Source organism: Stenotrophomonas sp. 107298_Sma (assembly GCF_056480345.1).
In genome coordinates this window covers 202,129-221,013 of the sequence record NZ_CM151094.1, presented here as the reverse complement: position 1 = coordinate 221,013, position 18,885 = coordinate 202,129, and the positions used below count along the sequence as shown (strand labels likewise).

General features: G+C 66.8%; 14 protein-coding genes. 8 read left to right on the top strand and 6 right to left on the bottom strand.

Annotated features, from left to right (window positions below):
- Positions 1-11 precede the first annotated feature (11 nt).
- The 4 genes from ACZK2G_RS01020 to ACZK2G_RS01005 form a co-directional block, all read right to left on the bottom strand.
- Positions 12-902, bottom strand: a complete 891-nt coding sequence (locus tag ACZK2G_RS01020; RefSeq protein WP_478474417.1) for an alpha/beta fold hydrolase — start codon at positions 900-902, stop codon at positions 12-14.
- A 124-nt stretch (positions 903-1,026) separates the two neighbouring features.
- Positions 1,027-2,043 (bottom strand): 3-oxoacyl-ACP synthase III, encoded by a 1,017-nt coding sequence (locus tag ACZK2G_RS01015; RefSeq protein ID WP_004135358.1) that lies wholly within the window; start codon positions 2,041-2,043, stop codon positions 1,027-1,029.
- 103 nt (positions 2,044-2,146) lie between these two features.
- Positions 2,147-2,464: a DUF4156 domain-containing protein gene (locus ACZK2G_RS01010; protein ID WP_046985346.1), complete on the bottom strand. Its 318-nt coding sequence runs from the start codon at positions 2,462-2,464 to the stop codon at positions 2,147-2,149.
- A gap of 176 nt (positions 2,465-2,640) precedes the next feature.
- Positions 2,641-5,490 (bottom strand): M16 family metallopeptidase, encoded by a 2,850-nt coding sequence (locus ACZK2G_RS01005; RefSeq protein WP_295378613.1) that lies wholly within the window; start codon positions 5,488-5,490, stop codon positions 2,641-2,643.
- A 415-nt stretch (positions 5,491-5,905) separates the two neighbouring features.
- Here ACZK2G_RS01005 and ACZK2G_RS01000 point away from each other — a divergent pair, with 415 nt between their 5' ends.
- Both ACZK2G_RS01000 and ACZK2G_RS00995 read left to right on the top strand, forming a co-directional pair.
- Positions 5,906-6,382, top strand: a complete 477-nt coding sequence (locus ACZK2G_RS01000) for an XAC0231 family protein (protein ID WP_046985348.1) — start codon at positions 5,906-5,908, stop codon at positions 6,380-6,382.
- 69 nt (positions 6,383-6,451) lie between these two features.
- A complete protein-coding gene (locus tag ACZK2G_RS00995; RefSeq protein WP_046985349.1) occupies positions 6,452-6,931 on the top strand; it encodes a tRNA (cytidine(34)-2'-O)-methyltransferase in 480 nt (159 codons plus the stop codon).
- Between the two features lie 117 nt (positions 6,932-7,048).
- On the opposite strand, the gene ACZK2G_RS00990 is transcribed toward ACZK2G_RS00995, so the two are convergent.
- Complete coding sequence (locus ACZK2G_RS00990; RefSeq protein ID WP_478474414.1) at positions 7,049-8,212, bottom strand: acyl-CoA dehydrogenase family protein; 1,164 nt, start codon at positions 8,210-8,212, stop codon at positions 7,049-7,051.
- Positions 8,213-8,470: 258 nt separating this feature from the next.
- Here ACZK2G_RS00990 and ACZK2G_RS00985 point away from each other — a divergent pair, with 258 nt between their 5' ends.
- Entirely contained in the window at positions 8,471-10,147 is a 1,677-nt protein-coding gene (locus tag ACZK2G_RS00985) for an electron transfer flavoprotein-ubiquinone oxidoreductase (protein WP_046985351.1), read from the top strand.
- A 65-nt stretch (positions 10,148-10,212) separates the two neighbouring features.
- Positions 10,213-10,614: a c-type cytochrome gene (locus ACZK2G_RS00980; RefSeq protein WP_136638491.1), complete on the top strand. Its 402-nt coding sequence runs from the start codon at positions 10,213-10,215 to the stop codon at positions 10,612-10,614.
- Here the strand turns inward: ACZK2G_RS00980 and ACZK2G_RS00975 are convergent.
- Entirely contained in the window at positions 10,608-14,207 is a 3,600-nt protein-coding gene (locus ACZK2G_RS00975; protein ID WP_478474413.1) for an ATP-binding protein, read from the bottom strand. The genes ACZK2G_RS00980 and ACZK2G_RS00975 overlap by 7 nt on opposite strands.
- A gap of 75 nt (positions 14,208-14,282) precedes the next feature.
- Between ACZK2G_RS00975 and ACZK2G_RS00970 the strand changes: the two genes are divergently transcribed.
- The 4 genes from ACZK2G_RS00970 to ACZK2G_RS00955 all read left to right on the top strand — a co-directional run bounded on the left by ACZK2G_RS00970 (position 14,283) and on the right by ACZK2G_RS00955 (position 18,826).
- Complete coding sequence (locus ACZK2G_RS00970; RefSeq protein WP_046985354.1) at positions 14,283-14,921, top strand: response regulator; 639 nt, start codon at positions 14,283-14,285, stop codon at positions 14,919-14,921.
- 377 nt (positions 14,922-15,298) lie between these two features.
- Complete coding sequence (locus ACZK2G_RS00965) at positions 15,299-16,069, top strand: hypothetical protein (protein ID WP_478474412.1); 771 nt, start codon at positions 15,299-15,301, stop codon at positions 16,067-16,069.
- Between the two features lie 111 nt (positions 16,070-16,180).
- A complete protein-coding gene (locus ACZK2G_RS00960) occupies positions 16,181-18,172 on the top strand; it encodes an XVIPCD domain-containing protein (RefSeq protein WP_478474410.1) in 1,992 nt (663 codons plus the stop codon).
- A 246-nt stretch (positions 18,173-18,418) separates the two neighbouring features.
- Positions 18,419-18,826, top strand: coding sequence for a glycine zipper 2TM domain-containing protein (locus ACZK2G_RS00955; RefSeq protein ID WP_005411889.1), 408 nt, complete (start codon positions 18,419-18,421; stop codon positions 18,824-18,826).
- Positions 18,827-18,885 lie beyond the last annotated feature (59 nt).

The window sequence follows — 18,885 nt, the reverse complement described above, 5'->3', positions numbered from 1 at the left end:
CCGGGAACCGATCAGATCGGGTTCTTGACCAGGAACGCCCGGATCTCCGGCACCAGCACTTCATGCTTGTCTTCCAGCACGTAGTGGCCGGCATCCTCGAAGGCATGCACCTGCGCCTTCGGCAACGCCGCCTGGAAGCCCTTCAGGAAGTGGTGGTCGAACACGAAGTCGCGCAGGCCCCAGCCGAGGAAGGCCGGACGATCGGCGAACGACGGCAGCGCCTTGCCGGCGCGCTCCAGCAGTGACCACGCCTTGTCGGCCGGCGACAGCGGAATGTCCTGCATGAAGCGGATGGTGCTGATGCGGTTGGCGTAGCTGTTGTACGGCGACACGTAGGCGCGGCGCACATCGGCCGGCATCTTCCGCTCCACGCCCAGCCACGAGGCACCGGACGAGAACGCGTTGAAGGTGCGGATGATCCACTCGCCGATCTTCCAGTGGCGGCCCAGCGCGATCTGCCACGGCATCTTCTTCGCCGCCGGCATCGGGAACGCGGCCGTGTTGAGCACCACCAGGCGCTTCACCTGGTCATGGTGCGACAGCGCCCAGCCGAAGCCGATCATGCCGCCCCAGTCGTGCACGGCCAGCGTCACCGGACCGGTGATGCCCAAGTGCTTCAGCAACGCGTCCAGATCATCCACGCGCGACTGCAGCGTGTACTCGTAGCGGCTGTCATCGGGCTTGTCCGACAGGCCCATGCCGATGTGGTCCGGCACGATGCAGCGGTACGTGTCCGACAGTCCGGACACCAGCGTGCGCCAGTAATAGCTCCACGACGGGTTGCCGTGCACCATCACCACCACCTCGCCATCGCTCGGACCTTCGTCGAGATAGTTCATCGACAGGCCAGGGCGGACCTCGAAACGCTGCGGGTGGGCGGGGTAACCGGGAAGCTGGGACATCGGATCGCACCTGTAGAAAGGGCCGGTAGAACCGGCCCTTGGACACTTGGAAAATCATCGCTGCCCGTCGCGAGCGGTTGGCTGGCACGTGCGGACGGCGCGCAGCAGGTCAGCGGTGACTTTTTTACCAGACCACTTCAGCCATCGAGCAGTTCAGGCCCGAGCCGATGCCCAGAAGCGCGATGCGATCGCCCTTCTTCAGCTTGCCCAGCTGCTTGAGCTTGCTCAGCACGATCGGCACCGAGGCCGGGCCGATGTTGCCGTGCTCGCCGAAGATGGTCATGACCTTCTTCGGGTCGATGCCGAAGTTCTTGATGAACGCAGCGGTATGCGGCTGGCTGACCTGGTGGATCACGAACTGGTCCAGCTCTTCCACGGCCCAGCCCAAGGCGATCTTGGCGGCGGTGAAGGTCTTCTGGGCCAGCTTGATGCCTTCGATCAGCAGCAGGCGGGTATCGGTGACCATGCGGTCCAGGTTGCCCAGGCACAGCTGGTTCCACTCGGTGGCCGAGCGGGTCACGCCGCCCTTGTAGCGCGGTGCATCCGGCACCAGCTCCGAGCGCGCCATCACCATCGCGGCGGCACCCGAACCGGTGGTCAGGGCGGCCAGTTCGTTGCGGAAGTCGTCGGCGGTGACGTCCGGGGCGGTCATCCGCTCCAGGGTCTTCTCGTACACCAGGTTGGCGGTCTCGCCGTCCACCACCAGCGCGTAGTCGATGTCACCGCGCTCGATCATGCGCGCCGCGATATCCATGCCGTTGATGAAGGCCAGGCAGGCATTGGCGACGTCGAAGGTCATGCACTCGTCGCTGACGCCGAGGTTGCCGGAGACGATCGACGCAGTGGACGGCTCCAGGTAGTCGCGGCTGACCGAGGTGTTGACCAGCAGGCCCACCTGCGTCGCATTGATGCCTGCGTCTTCCAGCGCCTTGCGGCCGGCCATGGTGGCGGCGTCGGAGGCCAGCACGCCGTTGTCCCACAGGCGGCGGGCATGGATGCCGGCGATATCGCCGAGCACGTCGGTGCGGATACCAAGGCGATCCAGCGTCGGCTGCAGCCGCTCGTTGATTTCCTTGGTCGTCAGCGTATGCGGCGCATCAACGTGTGCCAGGCCGGCGATCGAGACATTCTTGAAGAGCATCGAGGTTAGCGCCAAGGCTCAGGCAAAAGGGGGCGCTATTCTATAACTCCCGGGGCCTTCACCGCATCTTTACGAATTCAGGCTTGGCCGTATGGTGAAGCATTCAGCGCGGCGGGCACTGGAATGCGGCGAAGCGCTGGCTGCCCTCGGCCGGTGCGGCAGCGGCCTGCACGGCATTGGCACCGGCGCTCGGGGCCTCGTTGCGGGCCAGGGTTTCCAGCTCTTCCTGCACGCGCAGCGGGTTGCGGTTGTAGAAACCGACCTTGCTCTTCACCGTGACCACCACCTCGCCCTTGGCGATGCAACCGGCCGGAACCGGGCCTGCCGGCAGCACGCGGGTCGTCTTGCCCGCCGGTTCGATCGGCACCCAGGTACAGGCGGTGACGGTGAGCAGCAGGGAGGAAAGCAGCAGAACGCGCATGGGCAGATCCTGGAAGGGTATGGGGGGATTCTGCCTGAACAGCCTGAATCGGGGGTAGCCCGTGGGCGGGGTCAGATCCCCCGCAGGGACTCTGACCCCTTCAGAGTTGCCGGCCAGCGGCCGGCACTACCAAGGGGAGCCGGCCCGCCACATGGCGGGCCGGGTCTTGCCTTATTTCATTTCTTGACCGGATTGCCTTCGGCGTCGATCACCGTCACCTCACCCAGATTCAGCGCACGCACCGCCGCTTCAGTCTGCTTGAGGTCACCCACCACCACCCAGGTCAGCGCCTGCGGCTTGATCTCGGCGGCGGCCTGCTGCACCTGTGCCGGGGTCATCGACTCGATCTCGGCCTTGCGACGCAGCACGTAGTCGTCCGGGCGCTTGAACTGCACGATCGAACCGATGGTCGACGCCACCGCGCTGGCGGTCTCGTAGGCACCAGGCAGGCTCAGGGTCTGGATGTTGCGGATGCGGTTGACCTCGGCGGCGGTGGCCGGCTTGCTGCCATCGGCGAACGCGGCAATTTCCTTGCGCATTTCCGCCATCGCCGGGCCGGTCTTGTCGATCTGCACCGGCGCGCTGGCCATCCACGGGCGCTGGCCCACCGAGTTGATCGCGCTGCTGCGCGCACCGTACGACCAGTGCTTGTCCTCACGCAGGTTCATGTTCAGGCGCGAGGTGAAGTCGCCGCCGATCACGCCGTTGGCGATGTCGAAGCGGGTCGAGCTGGTGGCGCTGGACGGCGCCACCACCTGACCGGCGAACAGGTTGGCCTGCACCGCGCCCGGCTGGTCGATCAGGAACACGCGCGGGCCCTTCGGCAATGCGACGTCGGTGGCCGCCTTCACCTGCGGGGCGTCGCCGGCAGCCTTCCAGTCGCCCAGCTGCTTGTCCAGCAGCGGCACGATCTCGGCCAGGGTGGTGTCACCGACCACGATCAGGGTGCCGTTCTGCGGACGCAGCCAATCGTGGTGGAAGTCGACCAGGTCTTCGCGGGTCAGGCCGTTGATCGCCGCCTCGTCACCGCTGCCGGTAAACGGAATGGCATACGGGTGGCCCTTGCCGTACAGCAGCGGCGGCAGCACGCGCATCGCCACCGCACCCGGGTTGACCTTCTCCTGCTGGATGCCGGCGATCCAGGTCGCCTTGACCCGGTCGATCTCGCCCTGCTCGAAGCGCGGCTCACGCAGCAGGTCGCGGTACAGTGCCAGCGACGGCGCCAGGTTTTCCTTCAGTGCCGACAGGTCCACGCTCATCGAGTCCAAGCCGGCCGAGGCATCCAGGCTGGCACCCAGCGCATCGGCAGCATCGGCGAAGGCCAGCGAGCCGAGCTTGCCGGCGCCTTCGGTCATCAGGCTCATGGTGAAGTTGGCGGTGCCCGGCTTGCGGCCCTGGTCGGCGCTGAAGCCGCCCGGGAACTGGTAGCTGAACTGCACCACCGGAATCTCATGGCGTTCGGCCAGGATCACCTGGGTGCCATTCTTCAGCGTGGCGCGCTGCAGGGCCGGGAACTTCAGCTGCGGGAACTCGCGGGTCTGCGGCACGCCGGCCTTGCGGTCCACCTGTTCGGGCAGGGTGCTGTACTTCGGGTCCACCGCCGGCACGTTGAACGGCTTCGGTGCCTGGCTTGGTTCCTCCTTCAGTGCCACGCGCTCACCCGGTGCGATCACCAGGGTATGGCTGCCCTTGTCCAGCCACTGGGCGCCCAGGCGGCTGAGATCGGCGGCACTGGCCTTGTCGATGTTGGCCAGCGAGGTGCGGAAGCAGCCCGGGTCGCCGGTGAACACCGCGCACTCGGCCAGCGCATCGGCCTTGCCGCCAAAGCCGCCGATGCGCTCGATGCCACGGATGAAGCCGGCGCGGGCGCCGGTCTTGGCGCGCTCCAGCTCGGCCGCGGTCGGGCCCTGCTTGATCAGGCGGTCCAGTTCCTCGTCGATGATCTTCTCGACCTTGGCCGGATCCTGGCCCTGCTTCACGGTCGCCACGATCACGAAGTTGGAGCCCAGCTGCGAGGCCGACAGGCCCGAACCGATGCTGTCCACCAGCTTGTCCTGGTGCTGCAGGCGCTGGCTCAGGCGCGAGGACTTGGCACCGCCCAACACCTCGGCGAACAACTGCAGCTGGTCGATGTCGGCGGTGCCGACCTGCGGCACGTTCCAGGCGCGGTAGATGCGCGCCTGCGGCACCTTGTCGGTCATCGTCTCGCGGGTATCGGCGCTGCGCTTGGCCACGTTCACTGCCGGCTGCGCCATGCTCGGGCCGGCCGGGATGCTGCCGAAGTACTTGGCAGCCTTTTCCTTGGCGGTGGCCAGGTCGATGTCACCGGCCAGCACCAGCACCGCGTTGTTCGGGCCGTACCAGGTGCGGAACCAGGTCTTCACGTCGTCCAGCGAAGCGGCGTTGAGATCGTTCATCGAACCGATCACACCGTGGTGGTACGGGTGGCCGACCGGGTACAGCGCCTTGTTGAGCTGATCCCAGGCCTGGCCATAAGGCTGGTTCTCGCCCTGGCGCTTCTCGTTCTGCACCACGCCACGCTGCTCGTCCAGCGCGGCCTGGTCGATCGCACCGACCAGGTGGCCCATGCGGTCCGACTCCATCCACAGCGCCATGTCCAGCGCGGTGGTCGGCACGTTCTCGAAGTAGTTGGTGCGGTCGGTGTTGGTAGTGCCGTTCTGGCCGGTGGCACCCACCTGCTTGAAGGGCTCGAAGTACTCACCGTCGTGGTTTTCGCTGCTCTGGAACATCAAATGTTCGAACAGGTGCGCGAAGCCGGTGCGGCCGGCCGGCTCGTCCTTGCTACCCACGTGGTACCAGACATTGACCGCGACGATCGGCGCCTTGCGATCGGTATGCACGATCACGCGCAGGCCATTGGGCAGGGTGAACTGCTCATACGGGATATCGACCTTGGCCGGTACCGCCGGCTTGGCGGCCAGTGCAGAGGTTGGGGCGAGCGTGCCCAAGGCGGTGCTGAGGGCAACGGCCAGCAATGCAGCGCGCGGGCGAAGGGCGAGAGACATATCCAGATCCTTGGTCACATAGGTGAACCCCGATCCTAGCCTGCGCACGCAGCGGCAGGAATCGGTCGCCAGTCACTGGGGGTGTTTGCCCTTGTGCACCATTCGCGGCCCCTCACGGCCGTGTCCTGGGCGGTCACATGCACCGGCAGCCATCGTCCGGACAGTGTCCGCAACGCATCAAATGGACAGGTGTCCGCCCACCGGACACTTTTTGTCCGACAAAAATCCTTTTAAATCAATGATTAAAAGTTGGCACGGGGATTGCTTGGTACTTCCTGCGCCAGGAAGGGCTTCAGACAAAAGCTGACTGAAGACTGAACAAATGCAGGAAATGGAAAATTTTCCTTGCATGCCCAGAATTGGTGTACTACCTTACTACCACACCACTACCCACCAACACTAAACAGGCCCCGTCATGAACGCCAAGACCATTGCCATCGCCATCGCCCTGATCGCCGGCACCGCGGTTGTTTCGTCGGTGCAGGCCTCCGAATCCATCAAGACCCTGTCCACCGTGCAGGTTCGTCCGGCCGCCGACCAGCTGGCCCAGCAGGCCTGGGAACAGGCCAGCGGCATCCCGACCCTGGCCACGGTGGAAGTTCGCCCGAGCAGCGACCAGCTGGCCGAGCGCAACGGCTACCTCGCCGCCCCGGTTGCTGCCGCGATGCCGATCACCACCTTGGCCTCGGTGGAAGTTCGCCCGAGCCTGGAGCAGCGTGTCGCCCTGGTCGCCGAGCAGGAAGCCCAGCGCTACGCCGCCACCCTGGCTGCCGCCGCCACCAGCGTCGCCAACCAGGTCATCACCAACCTGCCGGCCCTGCAGGTTCGCCCGAGCGCCGCCGACCTGCAGGCCCTGGCCACCGAAACCGCCCAGGTCCTGCTGCGCCCGTAACCGGTGCCGCCCTGCCCCGTGCGGGGCGTGCGCCGTAAAGGCGGCGGTCGTCGCAGGTACACTGCGCCGATGAATGCCGCGCCCCAGTTCCATGTGATCCTGTTCCAACCGGAAATCCCGCCCAACACGGGCAATGTGATCCGGCTCTGCGCCAACACCGGCGCGCAGCTGCACCTGGTCGAGCCGCTCGGTTTCGCACTGGAAGACAAGCAGCTCAAGCGCGCCGGGCTGGACTACCACGAGTACTCGCGCCTGCAGGTGCACCCCGATCTGGACACGACGCTGGCGCGGGTCGCACCGAAGCGGTTGTTTGCCCTGAGTACGCGGGCCAGCGTCCGCTATGACAGCGTGGCGTTCGAAGATGGCGATGCGTTCCTGTTCGGCCCGGAAAGCCGCGGCCTGCCGCAGGACGTGCTTGATGCATTGCCCGATGGCCGCCGCCTGCGCCTGCCGATGCGGCCGGACAACCGCAGCCTCAATCTTTCCAACACCGTTGCGGTGGTGATGTACGAAGCGTGGCGCCAGCACGGGTTTGCCGGCGGGGCGTAAACCGCCTCAGGTAAGTGTGAACCGATCCTGGTGGTTGCGGACCTTGGTCCGCACAGATGTTGCGTCGCACGCTGAAGGAATGTGCCAACCAAGGTTGGCACCCACCGGGAACAGGTTTCAGAACGCGTTGATGCCGGTCAGCTCACGCCCAATCACCAGCTGGTGCACGGTCTCGGTGCCTTCATAGGTGATCACCGATTCCAGGTTCAGCGCATGCCGGATCGCTACATGCTCGGTGGTGATGCCGGCCCCGCCCAGCAGATCGCGACATTCGCGGGCGATGTCGATGGCCATGCGGCAGTTGTTCCACTTGGCCAGGCTGACCTGCTGCGGCTGCAGCTGGCCGGCTTCCTTCAGGCGCCCGAGCTGCAACGCCAGCAGCTGCGCCATGGTGATGCGGCGGGCCATCTCGGCCAGCTTGATCTGTGCGCTCTGGGTCGCGGCCAGCGGGCGGCCGAACAACACGCGCTCCTTGGCATAGCCCAGCGCTTCATCCAGACAGGCAATGGCCGAACCGATCGGGCCCCAGCTGATGCCGAAACGGGCCTGGGTCAGGCAACCCAGCGGCCCCTTCAGGCCCTTCACGTTGGGCAGGCGGTGGCTGTCGGGCACGCGCACGTCGTCGAAGAACAGCGCACCGGTCAGCGACGCACGCAGGCTCATCTTGTGCTTGATTTCCTGCGTGGTGAACCCCGGCATGCCCTTTTCCAGCACGAAGCCCTGGATGCCGTCCTCGGTCTGCGCCCAGACGATGGCCAGGTCGGCCACCGGGCCGCTGGTGATCCACATCTTGCTGCCGTTGATGCGCCAGTCGTCGCCATCGCGCACGGCGCGGGTCTTCATGCTGGCCGGATCGGAACCGCCGTGCGCCTCGGTCAGGCCGAAGCAGCCGATCAGCTCGCCGCGCGCCATCGCCGGCAGCCATTGCCGGCGCTGTTCTTCGCTGCCGTAGGCGTAGATCGGGTACATGCACAGCGAGCTCTGCACCGATACGAAGCTGCGCAGGCCGGAATCGCCGCGTTCCAGTTCCTGGCAGATCAGGCCGTAGCTGACCGCGCCGAGGTCGCCGCCGCCGTATTCGGCCGGAAGGGTGGCACCGAGCAGGCCCAGCGCGGCGATCTCCGGCACCAGCTCTGAAGGGAAGCGTGCCTGGTCGAAGGCATCGCCGATGATCGGCAGCACGCGCTCGTTGGTGAAGCGGGCGACGCTCTTCTGGACCGCGCGCTCTTCCTCGCTGAGCAGGGAACGGACATCGAACAGGTCGTACGGATCCAAAGCCATGGCACTCACACGCAGTCAGGACCCGACCATTGTCGGTCATCCGGGCAGAGCGTGCCGACCAAGGTCGGCACCCACCAGAGCTGCAGCCCTACGCTGCATTGCAGCAATCCGGATGTGAACATCGGCGATCTAGCTCGATCACGCGCGGCCCGGTACCCTGACACATTCAAACAACCGTTTCGCTCGTGGCTGCACGCGCGATTCCCAGGCAACCGCCGGTGGCCCCGATGCCGGCACTACCCACGAGTCATGCAATCGATGAGCGCTGAAGCCAACGCCCTGCCCCCGCGTGAAGTAATGGAGTTCGACGTGGTGATCGTCGGCGCCGGCCCCGCCGGCCTGGCCACCGCGATCCGCCTGCGCCAGCGCGCGATCGAAGCCGGTCGCGAGCTGTCGGTGTGCGTACTGGAAAAGGGCTCCGAGCCGGGCGCGCACGTGCTGTCCGGTGCGGTGATGGACCCGCGCGCGCTGACCGAACTGTTCCCGGACTGGGCCGAGCGCGGCGCACCGCTGAAGCAGAAGGTCACCCGCGACGAATTCCTGTTCCTCAGCGAAACCGGCGCACGCAGCACGCCCCATGCGCTGCTGCCGGAGTGCTTCCACAACGAAGGCAACTACATCATCAGCCTGGGTGAAGTGACCCGCTGGCTGGCGCAGCAGGCCGAGGCGCTGGAAGTAGCGATCTTCCCCGGCTTCGCTGCCGCCGAGGTGCTGTACGGCGACGACGGCGCAGTCATCGGCGTGGCCACAGGCGACATGGGCATCGAGAAGGACGGCACGCGCGGCCCCGCCTTCGAACGCGGCATGGCCCTGCAGGCGAAGTACACCGTGTTCGCCGAAGGCGCGCGCGGTCATCTCGGCCGCCAGCTGATCAGCCGTTTCAAGCTGGATGACGGCAAGGACCCGCAGGCCTACGGCATCGGCATCAAGGAGCTGTGGCAGATCGACCCAGCCAAGCATGAGCCGGGCCTGGTCGTGCACGCCGCCGGCTGGCCACTGGACAGCGACACCTACGGCGGTGCCTTCCTGTACCACGCAGATGGCGGCAAGGTCGCCATCGGCTACGTGGTCGGCCTGGACTACAAGAACCCGTGGCTGAGCCCGTTCGAAGAGTTCCAGCGCTTCAAGACCCACCCGTCCATCCGCAAGCATCTGGAAGGCGGCACCCGCATCGGCTACGGCGCGCGCGCGATCACCGCCGGCGGCCTGATGTCGCTGCCGAAGACGGTGTTCCCGGGCGGTGCGCTGGTCGGCTGCGAAGCCGGCTACCTCAACGTCAGCCGCATCAAGGGCAGCCATGCCGCGATCAAGACCGGCATGCTGTGCGCCGATGCCGCGTTCGATGCGCTGGCCGCCGATCGCCAGCACGACGAACTGAGCGCCTACCCACAGGCCTTCGAAGCCAGCTGGCTGCATGACGAGCTGAAGCTGTCGAAGAACTTCAAGCAGTGGTTCAAGAAGGGCCAGACCGTGGCCACGCTGATGACCGGCATCGAGCAGTGGCTGCTGCCGAAGCTGGGCGTGCGCAACCCGCCGTGGACCCTGCGCCACAGCATCCCGGACCACGCCTGCCTGGAGCCGGCGTCCAAGCACACCCGCATCGCCTACCCGAAGCCGGATGGCGTGCTGACCTTCGATCGCCTCAGCTCGGTGTTCCTGAGCAGCACCAACCATGCCGAAGACCAGCCCAGCCACCTGACGCTGAAGGATGCGAGCATTCCGGTGAAGGTGAACCTGGCCGAGTACGCCGGCCCGGAAGCGCGTTACTGCCCGGCAGGCGTGTACGAGTTCGTCGGCGACGGTAACGACGCGCGCCTGCAGATCAATGCGCAGAACTGCGTGCACTGCAAGACCTGCGACATCAAGGACCCCACCCAGAACATCGTCTGGGTGACCCCGCAGGGCGGCGGCGGCCCGAACTACTCGGGCATGTGATCGCCACGGGCTGCGACTGCGTGTCGCAGCCCACCTGCCCCGTTGCATCGCTATCCTGCCCGCCCATGCGCGCTGCCTGCCTGCTCATTGCCGTCGTCGTGGCCCTTGCGGCCACGGCCTGCCAGCGCCCGCCGTCAGCACCCGCCACGCCCGAACAGGCGCGCCAGCAGGCCATGCAGCGCGCGTTTGAACTGTGTGCGGGCTGCCACACCGTGCAGCCCGGCGGCATCCATCGCTTCGGGCCGAACCTGCATGGAGTGATCGGCCGCCGTGCCGGCAGCCTGCCCGATTACGGCTACTCCGACGGCATGCGCCGCGCCGACATCACCTGGAGCGCGCAGACCCTGGATGCCTTCCTGCAGTCGCCCACCCACGTGGTGCCGGGTACGCGCATGTACAACGCCTTCCCCAGTGCCGAACGCCGTGCGCTGGTGATCGCCTACCTGCAGCAGCAGTCGACTCAGTGAGCCAGGCGCTGCAGTTGCTGCTGCAGCCGCGCCACGAATTCCGCCACGCTTGCGAACACCGCGGTCGGATCGGTGTCGGCCGCATCCTGCAGGCGCTCCACCAGCGTATTGGCCTGCCCGGCCAGCACCGTCGCGCCTATTGCGCCCAGGCCACCGGCCTGCCGGTGCAGGTGCAGCGCGGCTGCCTCGCGATCTCCGGCCTGCAGCGCGCGCTGCACGGCGGCAAGATCGCCTTCGCTGGCCTGCAGCAGGCTGTCGCGCAGCTGGATTGCCACTGCGCGTGAGCCGAAGCGCTGCTGCAACGTGGACAGATCCGGCAGCGCCATGCCGTCGTCGGCAACCACCTCCGTCACCGGTTCGGCGAACGACTGGCCCTGTGCCTGCGGCAACCAACGCAGCAGCGCCGCGCGCAATGTGGCCAGTGACAACGGCTTGGCCAGCACTTCGTCCATGCCGGCCTCGCGGCAACGGCGCGCATCGTCGTCCAACACACTGGCGGTCAGCGCCAGCACGGTCAGGCGCGGCTGGCCATTGCGGCCCTCGCGCTCGCGCAGCAGCCGGGTGAAGCCGAAGCCATCGAGCACCGGCATCCGGCAATCGGTGATCACCAGGTCGAAGCATTCCGACAACAGCCGATCCAGCCCCTGCTGGCCATCACCGACCATCACGTGCGGCACGCCCAGCTGCTGCAGGCGCCAGGCCATCATCGCCTGGTTGGTCGGGTGGTCCTCGATCACCAGCACCCGCGCCTGGCGCAGCGCCTGCGGCAGCAGCGAAGCCTGTTCCTGCTCAGCCACCAGCGCTTCGACATCACCGCTGCCGGCCTCCACCAGCGACAACCGCACCTCGGCACGAGTGCCTTCGCCCAGCGTGCTGTGCAGGGTCAGTTCGCCGTCCATCATCTGCACCAGGCGCTGGCTGATGCTCAGGCCAAGACCGGTGCCACCATGGTCGCGCTGGATGTAGGCACCGGCCTGGGTGAACGGCGCGAACAGATGCTGCAGCTGCTCCGGCGCGATGCCCATGCCGGTGTCGGTCACGCTCAGGCACAACGGCTGGCTGCCATCCTCCGCGGTAGGCCCCAGCACCTCCAGCTGCAGCCGCACTTCGCCGCGCGCCGTGAACTTGATGGCGTTGCTGAGCAGGTTGAACACGATCTGGCGCAGGCGCACGCCATCCACTTCGTGTGCCGGTGCCAGCTGTGGATCGATCTCCACCAGCAACGCCAACCCACGTGCACTGGCCTGCGCCGACAACAACCGGCACACGCTTTCCAGCAGCGGCCGCAGCGGTTGCGGCACCGGTTCCAGGCGCAGCGCACCGGCCTCCAGCCGCGAATAATCGAGGATGTCATCCAGGATCTGCCGCAGCATCTGCGCCGAATCCTCGATCACGCCGAGGATGCGCTGCTGCTCGGCATCCAGCGGCGAATGCGCCAGCACTTCCAGCATGCCCAGCACGCCACTCATAGGAGTACGGATCTCATGGCTCATCGTGGCCAGGAAACGTGACTTCGCTTCCGCCGCCTGCTCGGCCTCGGCTTTGGCCGCGGTCAGGGCCTCGGCCTGCGCACGTGCCTCGCTGACGTCCACCCAGTAGCCACTCCAGGTCACCGCCCCTGCCTCTGCCGCATAGGGATGGGCCTGGCTGCGGACCCAGCGCGCGCCGCCCGCATCGGCACGCAGGCGGAACTCGAGGATCAATGGCGCGAACTGGCGTGCGGCCTGTTCGACCGCCTGCAGGATGCGTTCGCGATCCTCCTCCTCGATGCGTTCCAGCAGCAGTTTCGCGTCCTGCTCGGCCTGCTGCCGGGTAATGCCGAACAACGCCTGCAGGTCACCGGCAATGAACGGAAAACCGAGAGTGCCATCGGCATCGCGCCGTGCCTGGTAGACCACGGCGGGAAGGTTGTCGGTGACCTCGGCCAGGCGCTGCTCCAGATGACGCCGCCCGGCCACCTCGCGACGCAGGCGCCAGTACCCGATGCCATGTACCAGCAGCGCGGTCAGCAGCACCAGCAGCAGCGGCACCCCCCAGCGCAGCGCGTCCCTCCAGTCGATGCCATTGCGATACTCCACGGCCAGCCAGTCGCCCCGCAACGCCTCGCGCTTGCGCGGCGTCATCTGCAGCAGCAGGCGGTCGAAGGTGGTCGCCAGGGCGGCATGGCGGCGTTCCACGGCCAGCACCAGCTGATCGTTGAAGCCCGCAGGGGCGGCCACCTGCAGGCGCCCCGGGAAGCTGCTGCGCAGCAGGTGATCGACCAGTGCCAGGTTGCCCACGTAGGCATCGGCTTCGCCAGCGGCAAGGCGCTGCAGTGCCTGCTCGGTACTGCGCGCGGCGATGATCCGCGCGCTGGGGGCCTGCTGCAGCACGTAGCCACGTATGCGCTCGGGATCGGACAGCAGTACGCGCTTGCCCTGCAGGTCCGACAGGCCCAGCAGCGCCGGGCTGTCGACGCGGCTGACGATCACGTTCGGTACGCTGATGAAGGGCTGGCTGAACACCCAGTCCGGCCCCAGATAGCGTGAATCGGCGGGAATGCCCATTACTGCCTGCAGCTCGCCGCGGCGCGCCTTCTCGCGCACCTCATACCAGTCGTGGCTGTTCTCCGGCTGAAGATTGGCACCGGCCTGCAGCAGCCGTCGCAGATACTCGCCGGCCAGGCCACTGGGCTTGCCTTCCTTGTCGACGAACGACAACGGCGCCGCGTTCGGCGCGAAGCCGATCTTCAGCGGCTGCTCCAGCACCCGCTTCTCGGCCTGGCTCAGCGCCAGCCGTGCCGATGCCGACCACTGCGGCAACGGCAGCCAGCGCTGCACCAATGCGTCGCGCTGGGCCTGGCTGGTCGCGGCCAGGGCCAGGTCCAGTGCTTCGGCCAGCGGCTGCTTGCTGTTGGGAACGCCGAAGTGCAGGCGCTCGGGAGGCAGGTCACTGGGCCGCAGCAGCACCACACCCTGCAGACGCTGGCTGGCGATCAGCTCGGTGGCGACATAGGCATTGCCGATATAGACATCGGCTTTGTCGTCTCTGACCATCTGCAGCGCCGCAATCGAGCTGTTTGCGACAAGCTGCCGGGCGCGCGGGAAACGCGCGCGTACCTGCGGGCCGGTCAGGAAATCCTGCTCGATCACTACCCGCAGCCCATCCAGGTCGGGATTGTCGGAGGCACGCAGGTCGCCCGGGCGTCCGACCAAGGCCAGCGGCGCCTCGCCATAGGCGGCGGTGTAGACCATGCAGCGGGTACGGTCGGCACTGAGACCGACATTCATCACCACGTCGATTTCGCCACGGCACGCCGCGTCCAGCACGGAAGTCCAATCTGGATAACGACGGGCTTCGACCTTCACACCCAGCTGACGGGCAAGAAGCGACAGATAATCCGGCCCCAGCCCGATCTGCCGACCATCACGGAGGGACTCGAACGGCGGCCAGCCGCTGTCATACTGGCCCACGACGATGCTTGGATGCGCGGCCAGGTACTCGCGCTGCAGGGGAGTGAGCGGCAGCGGTCCTGGCACGGCCTGTGCCGGTGCGGCAGGCAGCACCAGCACGGCCAGCAGCAGGACCAGCCCGCGAACAGCCCAGCTACGCATCGGCGTCGATCTCCTAGAATCCTGCCAGGAACCGCGATGGTCGCGGTCCGGCGTGCCCGGTGGCCATACTAGAGCATGAGCTTGCGCATCATCATCGCAGACGACCACCCGGTGGTCCGTATCGGTACCCGCGCCGTCATCGAGTCGAGCGGGGTGGGCCGCGTGGTCGGCGAGGCGGACAGCGCGCAGGCGCTGATGACCCTGCTGGGCAGCCAGCCCTGTGACCTGCTGGTCACCGACTACTCCATGCCGGGCAGCCCACAGGCCGACGGCTTCGCCATGATCGGCATGATCCGCCGCCGCCATCCCGACCTGCCGGTACTCATGCTCAGCGTCTCCAACAACCTGGCGATCCTGCGCATGGTGCTCGACAGCGGTGTGCTCGGCCTGGTCGACAAGAGCTCGTCGATGGACGAACTGCCCCAGGCCATCCAGGCGGTCTATCGCGGCCAGCCCTATATCAGCCGCAGCCTGCGCGAGCGGGTCGAGGCGGCGGGCAGCTGGCGCATGCGCGAGGGCGACGGCAAGCCACTGTCGCCGCGCGAGGTGGAGGTGCTGCGGCTGCTTGGCACTGGCATGACGGTGAAGGAGATCTCGCTGCAGCTGCACAAGAGCGTCAGCACCATCAGCCGGCAGAAGGGTGACGCCATGCTCAAACTGGGTCTGAAGGGCGACGCCGAGCTGTTCGACTACCTGCGCGATGGCAATATCTGAGATGCCGTTCACATAAGAGGGCGCGGCGTGCTGCCCTCTTTGATGCGTCGCGATTCTGTGCAAAGATTGCCGGGCATGGGTTCTCAATGCGAGGTCGAAGGAATCGACCGGCTCATGTCCTCGCTCCTGTCCCCGGTGGATGGGGTGCGGTTTCCTGCCGGCCGTCTGGCCCGGCAACGCTGACCATGGAGAGGCGCATGCATCACCCCCCAAAACCACGTTGGACCCTGCCATTGCCGCCCCTGCGCGCATTCGCGGCGTGCCTGCTCGTCTCTCTTTCCGCTGCCGCCTGCAGCGCCGCCGACCCGGCCCCCTCGTCCTCCCAGCCCGGCGCGCACGCGCAGGCTGCCAATGCGCCCCGACAGGATGTTGCCCCGATGCAGAACACTTCCCCCGATACCGCCGTCACCCCGCCAGATGCGCCGACCGTGATGTATTTCACCTACCAGCAGGACGGCGATGGCGCGACCTCCTATGAGGTCCAGAACGGCAGCGTGGCGACCTTCTGGTTCGGCCATCAGTTCACGCTCGACGGCACCACCTACTACACCGGTTTCTCGTGGGATACCCGCGAGCACTACGGCAAGCCCGGCGAGCAGCAAGCGGCCGGCCCGGATGACCGCGCCAACCTGGCCGAGGCCACCTTCGTGCTGGCCGGCGGCGATGCGAAGAAGCCGTGGAAGTTCCGTGGCCAGGAATGGACCATCGGCGCGCTCGGCGCCTACGACAAGGCCGACGACATCGACACCCGGCGCAAGCCGCTCGAACATCGCACGGCCGATGGCCGCCTGCTGCTGGCGGTGCCGACCAGCAGTTTCGACCGCGGCATCAGCGGCAGCGGCTATGCCCTGCTGCTGTTCAACCCGAAGCGCAGCGAAGACGACGTGGACAGCAAGGTCTGGCGCTATGTCGGTTCGGTACGCACCGGCGAAGACAACAGCGCCGCCTGCGACGACGGCAACGTGATGCCGTGCACCGACAGCGATGGCGAACTGGCCTTCATTGCCGACGGCAACGGCCTGCCGCAGCTGACCGTGAGCTTCAAGGGCACCACCATCGATAGCCCGGGCAAGACCCGCGCACTGGGTGTCGGCGACGCCGTGCACTACCGCTTCGACAGCGTGACCCAGAAGTACCTGGCGCGCTGATTCCCACCCGCACACGCGGGTTACCTGTTGACCGACATGTTCTTGACTCACGGATGAGTCCGGTTGGCGATTCGCGGCTTCCGCCGCTCCATCAACCCCGAGGAAAACGTCATGGCACAGCATGACTACAGCAGAAAGGAAGTCCTGGACATCGTCGAGCAGGTCGCCAGGCAGAAGGGCATCCCCGTGGATGACTTCATGCGCTTCGCGCATATCGAGACCGGCGGCAGCTTCAACGAGCGCGCGCACAACACCTCGTCCGGTGCCAAGGGCCTGTTCCAGTTCGTGCCCGGTTCCGCGCGCCAGTACCACCTGACCGGCCACGAGTTCGATCCGACCCGCAACACCGAAGCGGCCGCACAGATGTACCAGGACAACCTGGACTCGATGGCGCGCCGCAACGAGCGCACCGGCAATCCCTACCTGTCCGGGGGCAACACGCCCACCGGCTTGGACCTGTACCTGGCCCACCAGCAGGGCAGCGCCGGCTATGGCTCGGTACAGACCGCCATTGCCACCGGCACCTTCGGCGTGGTCCGCAACAGCCACGGCGAAGAAATCAACATGCGCCGCAACGTACTCAACCAGATCGGCTCCGACGCGAAGGCGCTGACCGGCCACACCCTGGCCGAGATGCGCGGCATGGACGATGGCGACCTGGCGCGGACGTTCTCCAGCTACTACATCCACAAGTACGCGGCGATCAGCATTCCGGAAAAGAACATCGAACCGCAGGCGGTGGCGCAGGGCCAGGGCCAGACCCCGGCAGCGCCTGCACAGGCCAGCGCAGCCGTGGCGACTGGTGCAGCCACGCTGGCGGCAACCGCAACGGCGGCTGCCACGCCGAAGCCGGGCATTGAACTGCAGGCCGCCTACGAGGCCGGCGTGAAGTACGACGACGTAAGGTACGCCATCAACATTCCGGGCCACGCGCTGTACGTACCGGGCAAGACCGGCAAGAACGTCGAGCAGGGTTATATCGACTGTTCCGGCTGGGTCGGCACGCTGCAGAACCGGACCATGGACGAGATCAACCAGAAGGCCGGGCACGCGGTGTTCGGCAAGGCTGATCGCATCGACCTGGGCAACCTCGGTTCCGGCGGCATCGTGCGCAAGGCGTTCGACCAGTCCGGCGTGCTGCTTGACCGCGACGCGATCCTCAAGCCCGATGCGTTGAAGGAAGGCATGATCATCGGCCTGGATACGGCCAAGACCCGCCACGAGCACTGGAACGGCATCGACCACATCGTGATGGTGGTGCGCGATCCCAACACCGACAAGCTGCTGATCAGCCAGTCCACCGGCAGCAAGGGCGTGCACACCATGCCGGTCGAGGACTACCTGAAGCAGGTGAAGGACCACCCGAACTGGAAGCTGTACGCCTCCGACCCGCTGTCCAGGGCCCGCGATCTGCTGGAGAACCGTACCCAGTCGCACGAGCAGACCCAGGGCAGGCCCGCGGCCGAGCACAAGGCCGCTGCCACGCCGCACGCCGAACTGTACAAGCAGGGCGCGCACAGCGAGGGCGTGCGCAAGGTACAGGAACAGCTGGGCCACCTCGGCTATGTCGGGGCCGATGGCAAGCCGCTGGTCGAAGACGGTCGCTACGGCCGCAACACCGACGCGGCGGTGCGCCAGCTGCAGAAGGACAACGGCCTGGTCGCCGACGGCATTGTCGGGGCAAAGACGCTGGAAGCGATCAAGGAGGCTCGCGAGCGGCCGCTGCTGAACGACGAGCGGCACCCGCGCAATCCGCTGTTCATCCAGGCCAGCAAGGGCCTGGAGCTGATGCCGGCCGGCACCTTCAAGGATCGGCATGCGCTGGAAAGCGCTGCTGCCGCATTGACCAAGGAGGCACACGCCGCCGGCCTGCAGCGCATCGATTCGGTGGTACCCAGTCCGAACGGTGAGCGCCTGTTCGCCGTGCAGGGCACCATTGGCGACCCGGCCGCCATTCGCGCGGCGGTGGACACCCGTACGGCCAGCGAGCAGAGCCTGGCACTCAGCAGCGGTGCCGTCCAGGGCGCCCCGAACGTGCTGCACCAGCAGCAGGATGCCCAGCAGGAGCAGGCCCGGCAGGCCCAGAAGGCGATGGGCGTCTAAGCCCGCGGCGCCTTGGGAGAGAAGGGAGGGCCGCGTCCGCGTGGCCTTTTCCCTTTCTGCCAGCTGAGCGGCCGAGGCCGCTTTCAGCCTTGCTTCATGCCGCCTGCCGCTAGATGAATGCGCAAGCCGCACGGTGGACCAGGCAATGTTCCGGCAATGTTGGAACGCCAGCGTGGACATCACGGCAGCCGGGGCGCCCCGCGCCCTCCCTGCCCAGCGTGGCATGCACCTCACAGGAGAACGAACATGCTCAGTACTTCCGCACTCAGCTTCCGTGGTCTGGCGATGGCTCTGGCACTGGTGGCCGGTGTGGCCGTGGTCAGCGATGCCAGCGCGATGTCGAGGAAGGACAAGCGCACCCTGGTCGGCGCCGTGGTCGGTGGCGTGGCCGGTAACCTGCTCTCCAACGGTGATCCCGCTGCCACTGTCGGCGGTGCCGTGGCCGGCGGCGCGATCGGCAACCTGACCACCTCCGACCGCCGCGACCGTCGTTACTACGACAATCGCCGTTACGACGACCGCTACGATCGCCGTTACGACCGTGGCTACTACCGCAGCGGCTACTACGACCGCGGTGACGACCGTCGCTGGCAGCGCGAGCGCTACTACGACAACCGCTACTACCACGACCGCGGCCGCCATCGCGGCTGGTAACCCGGCGCGGCGGTACCGCCGATGACCATGTGACGACGGGCGGGTCGATGACCCGCCCG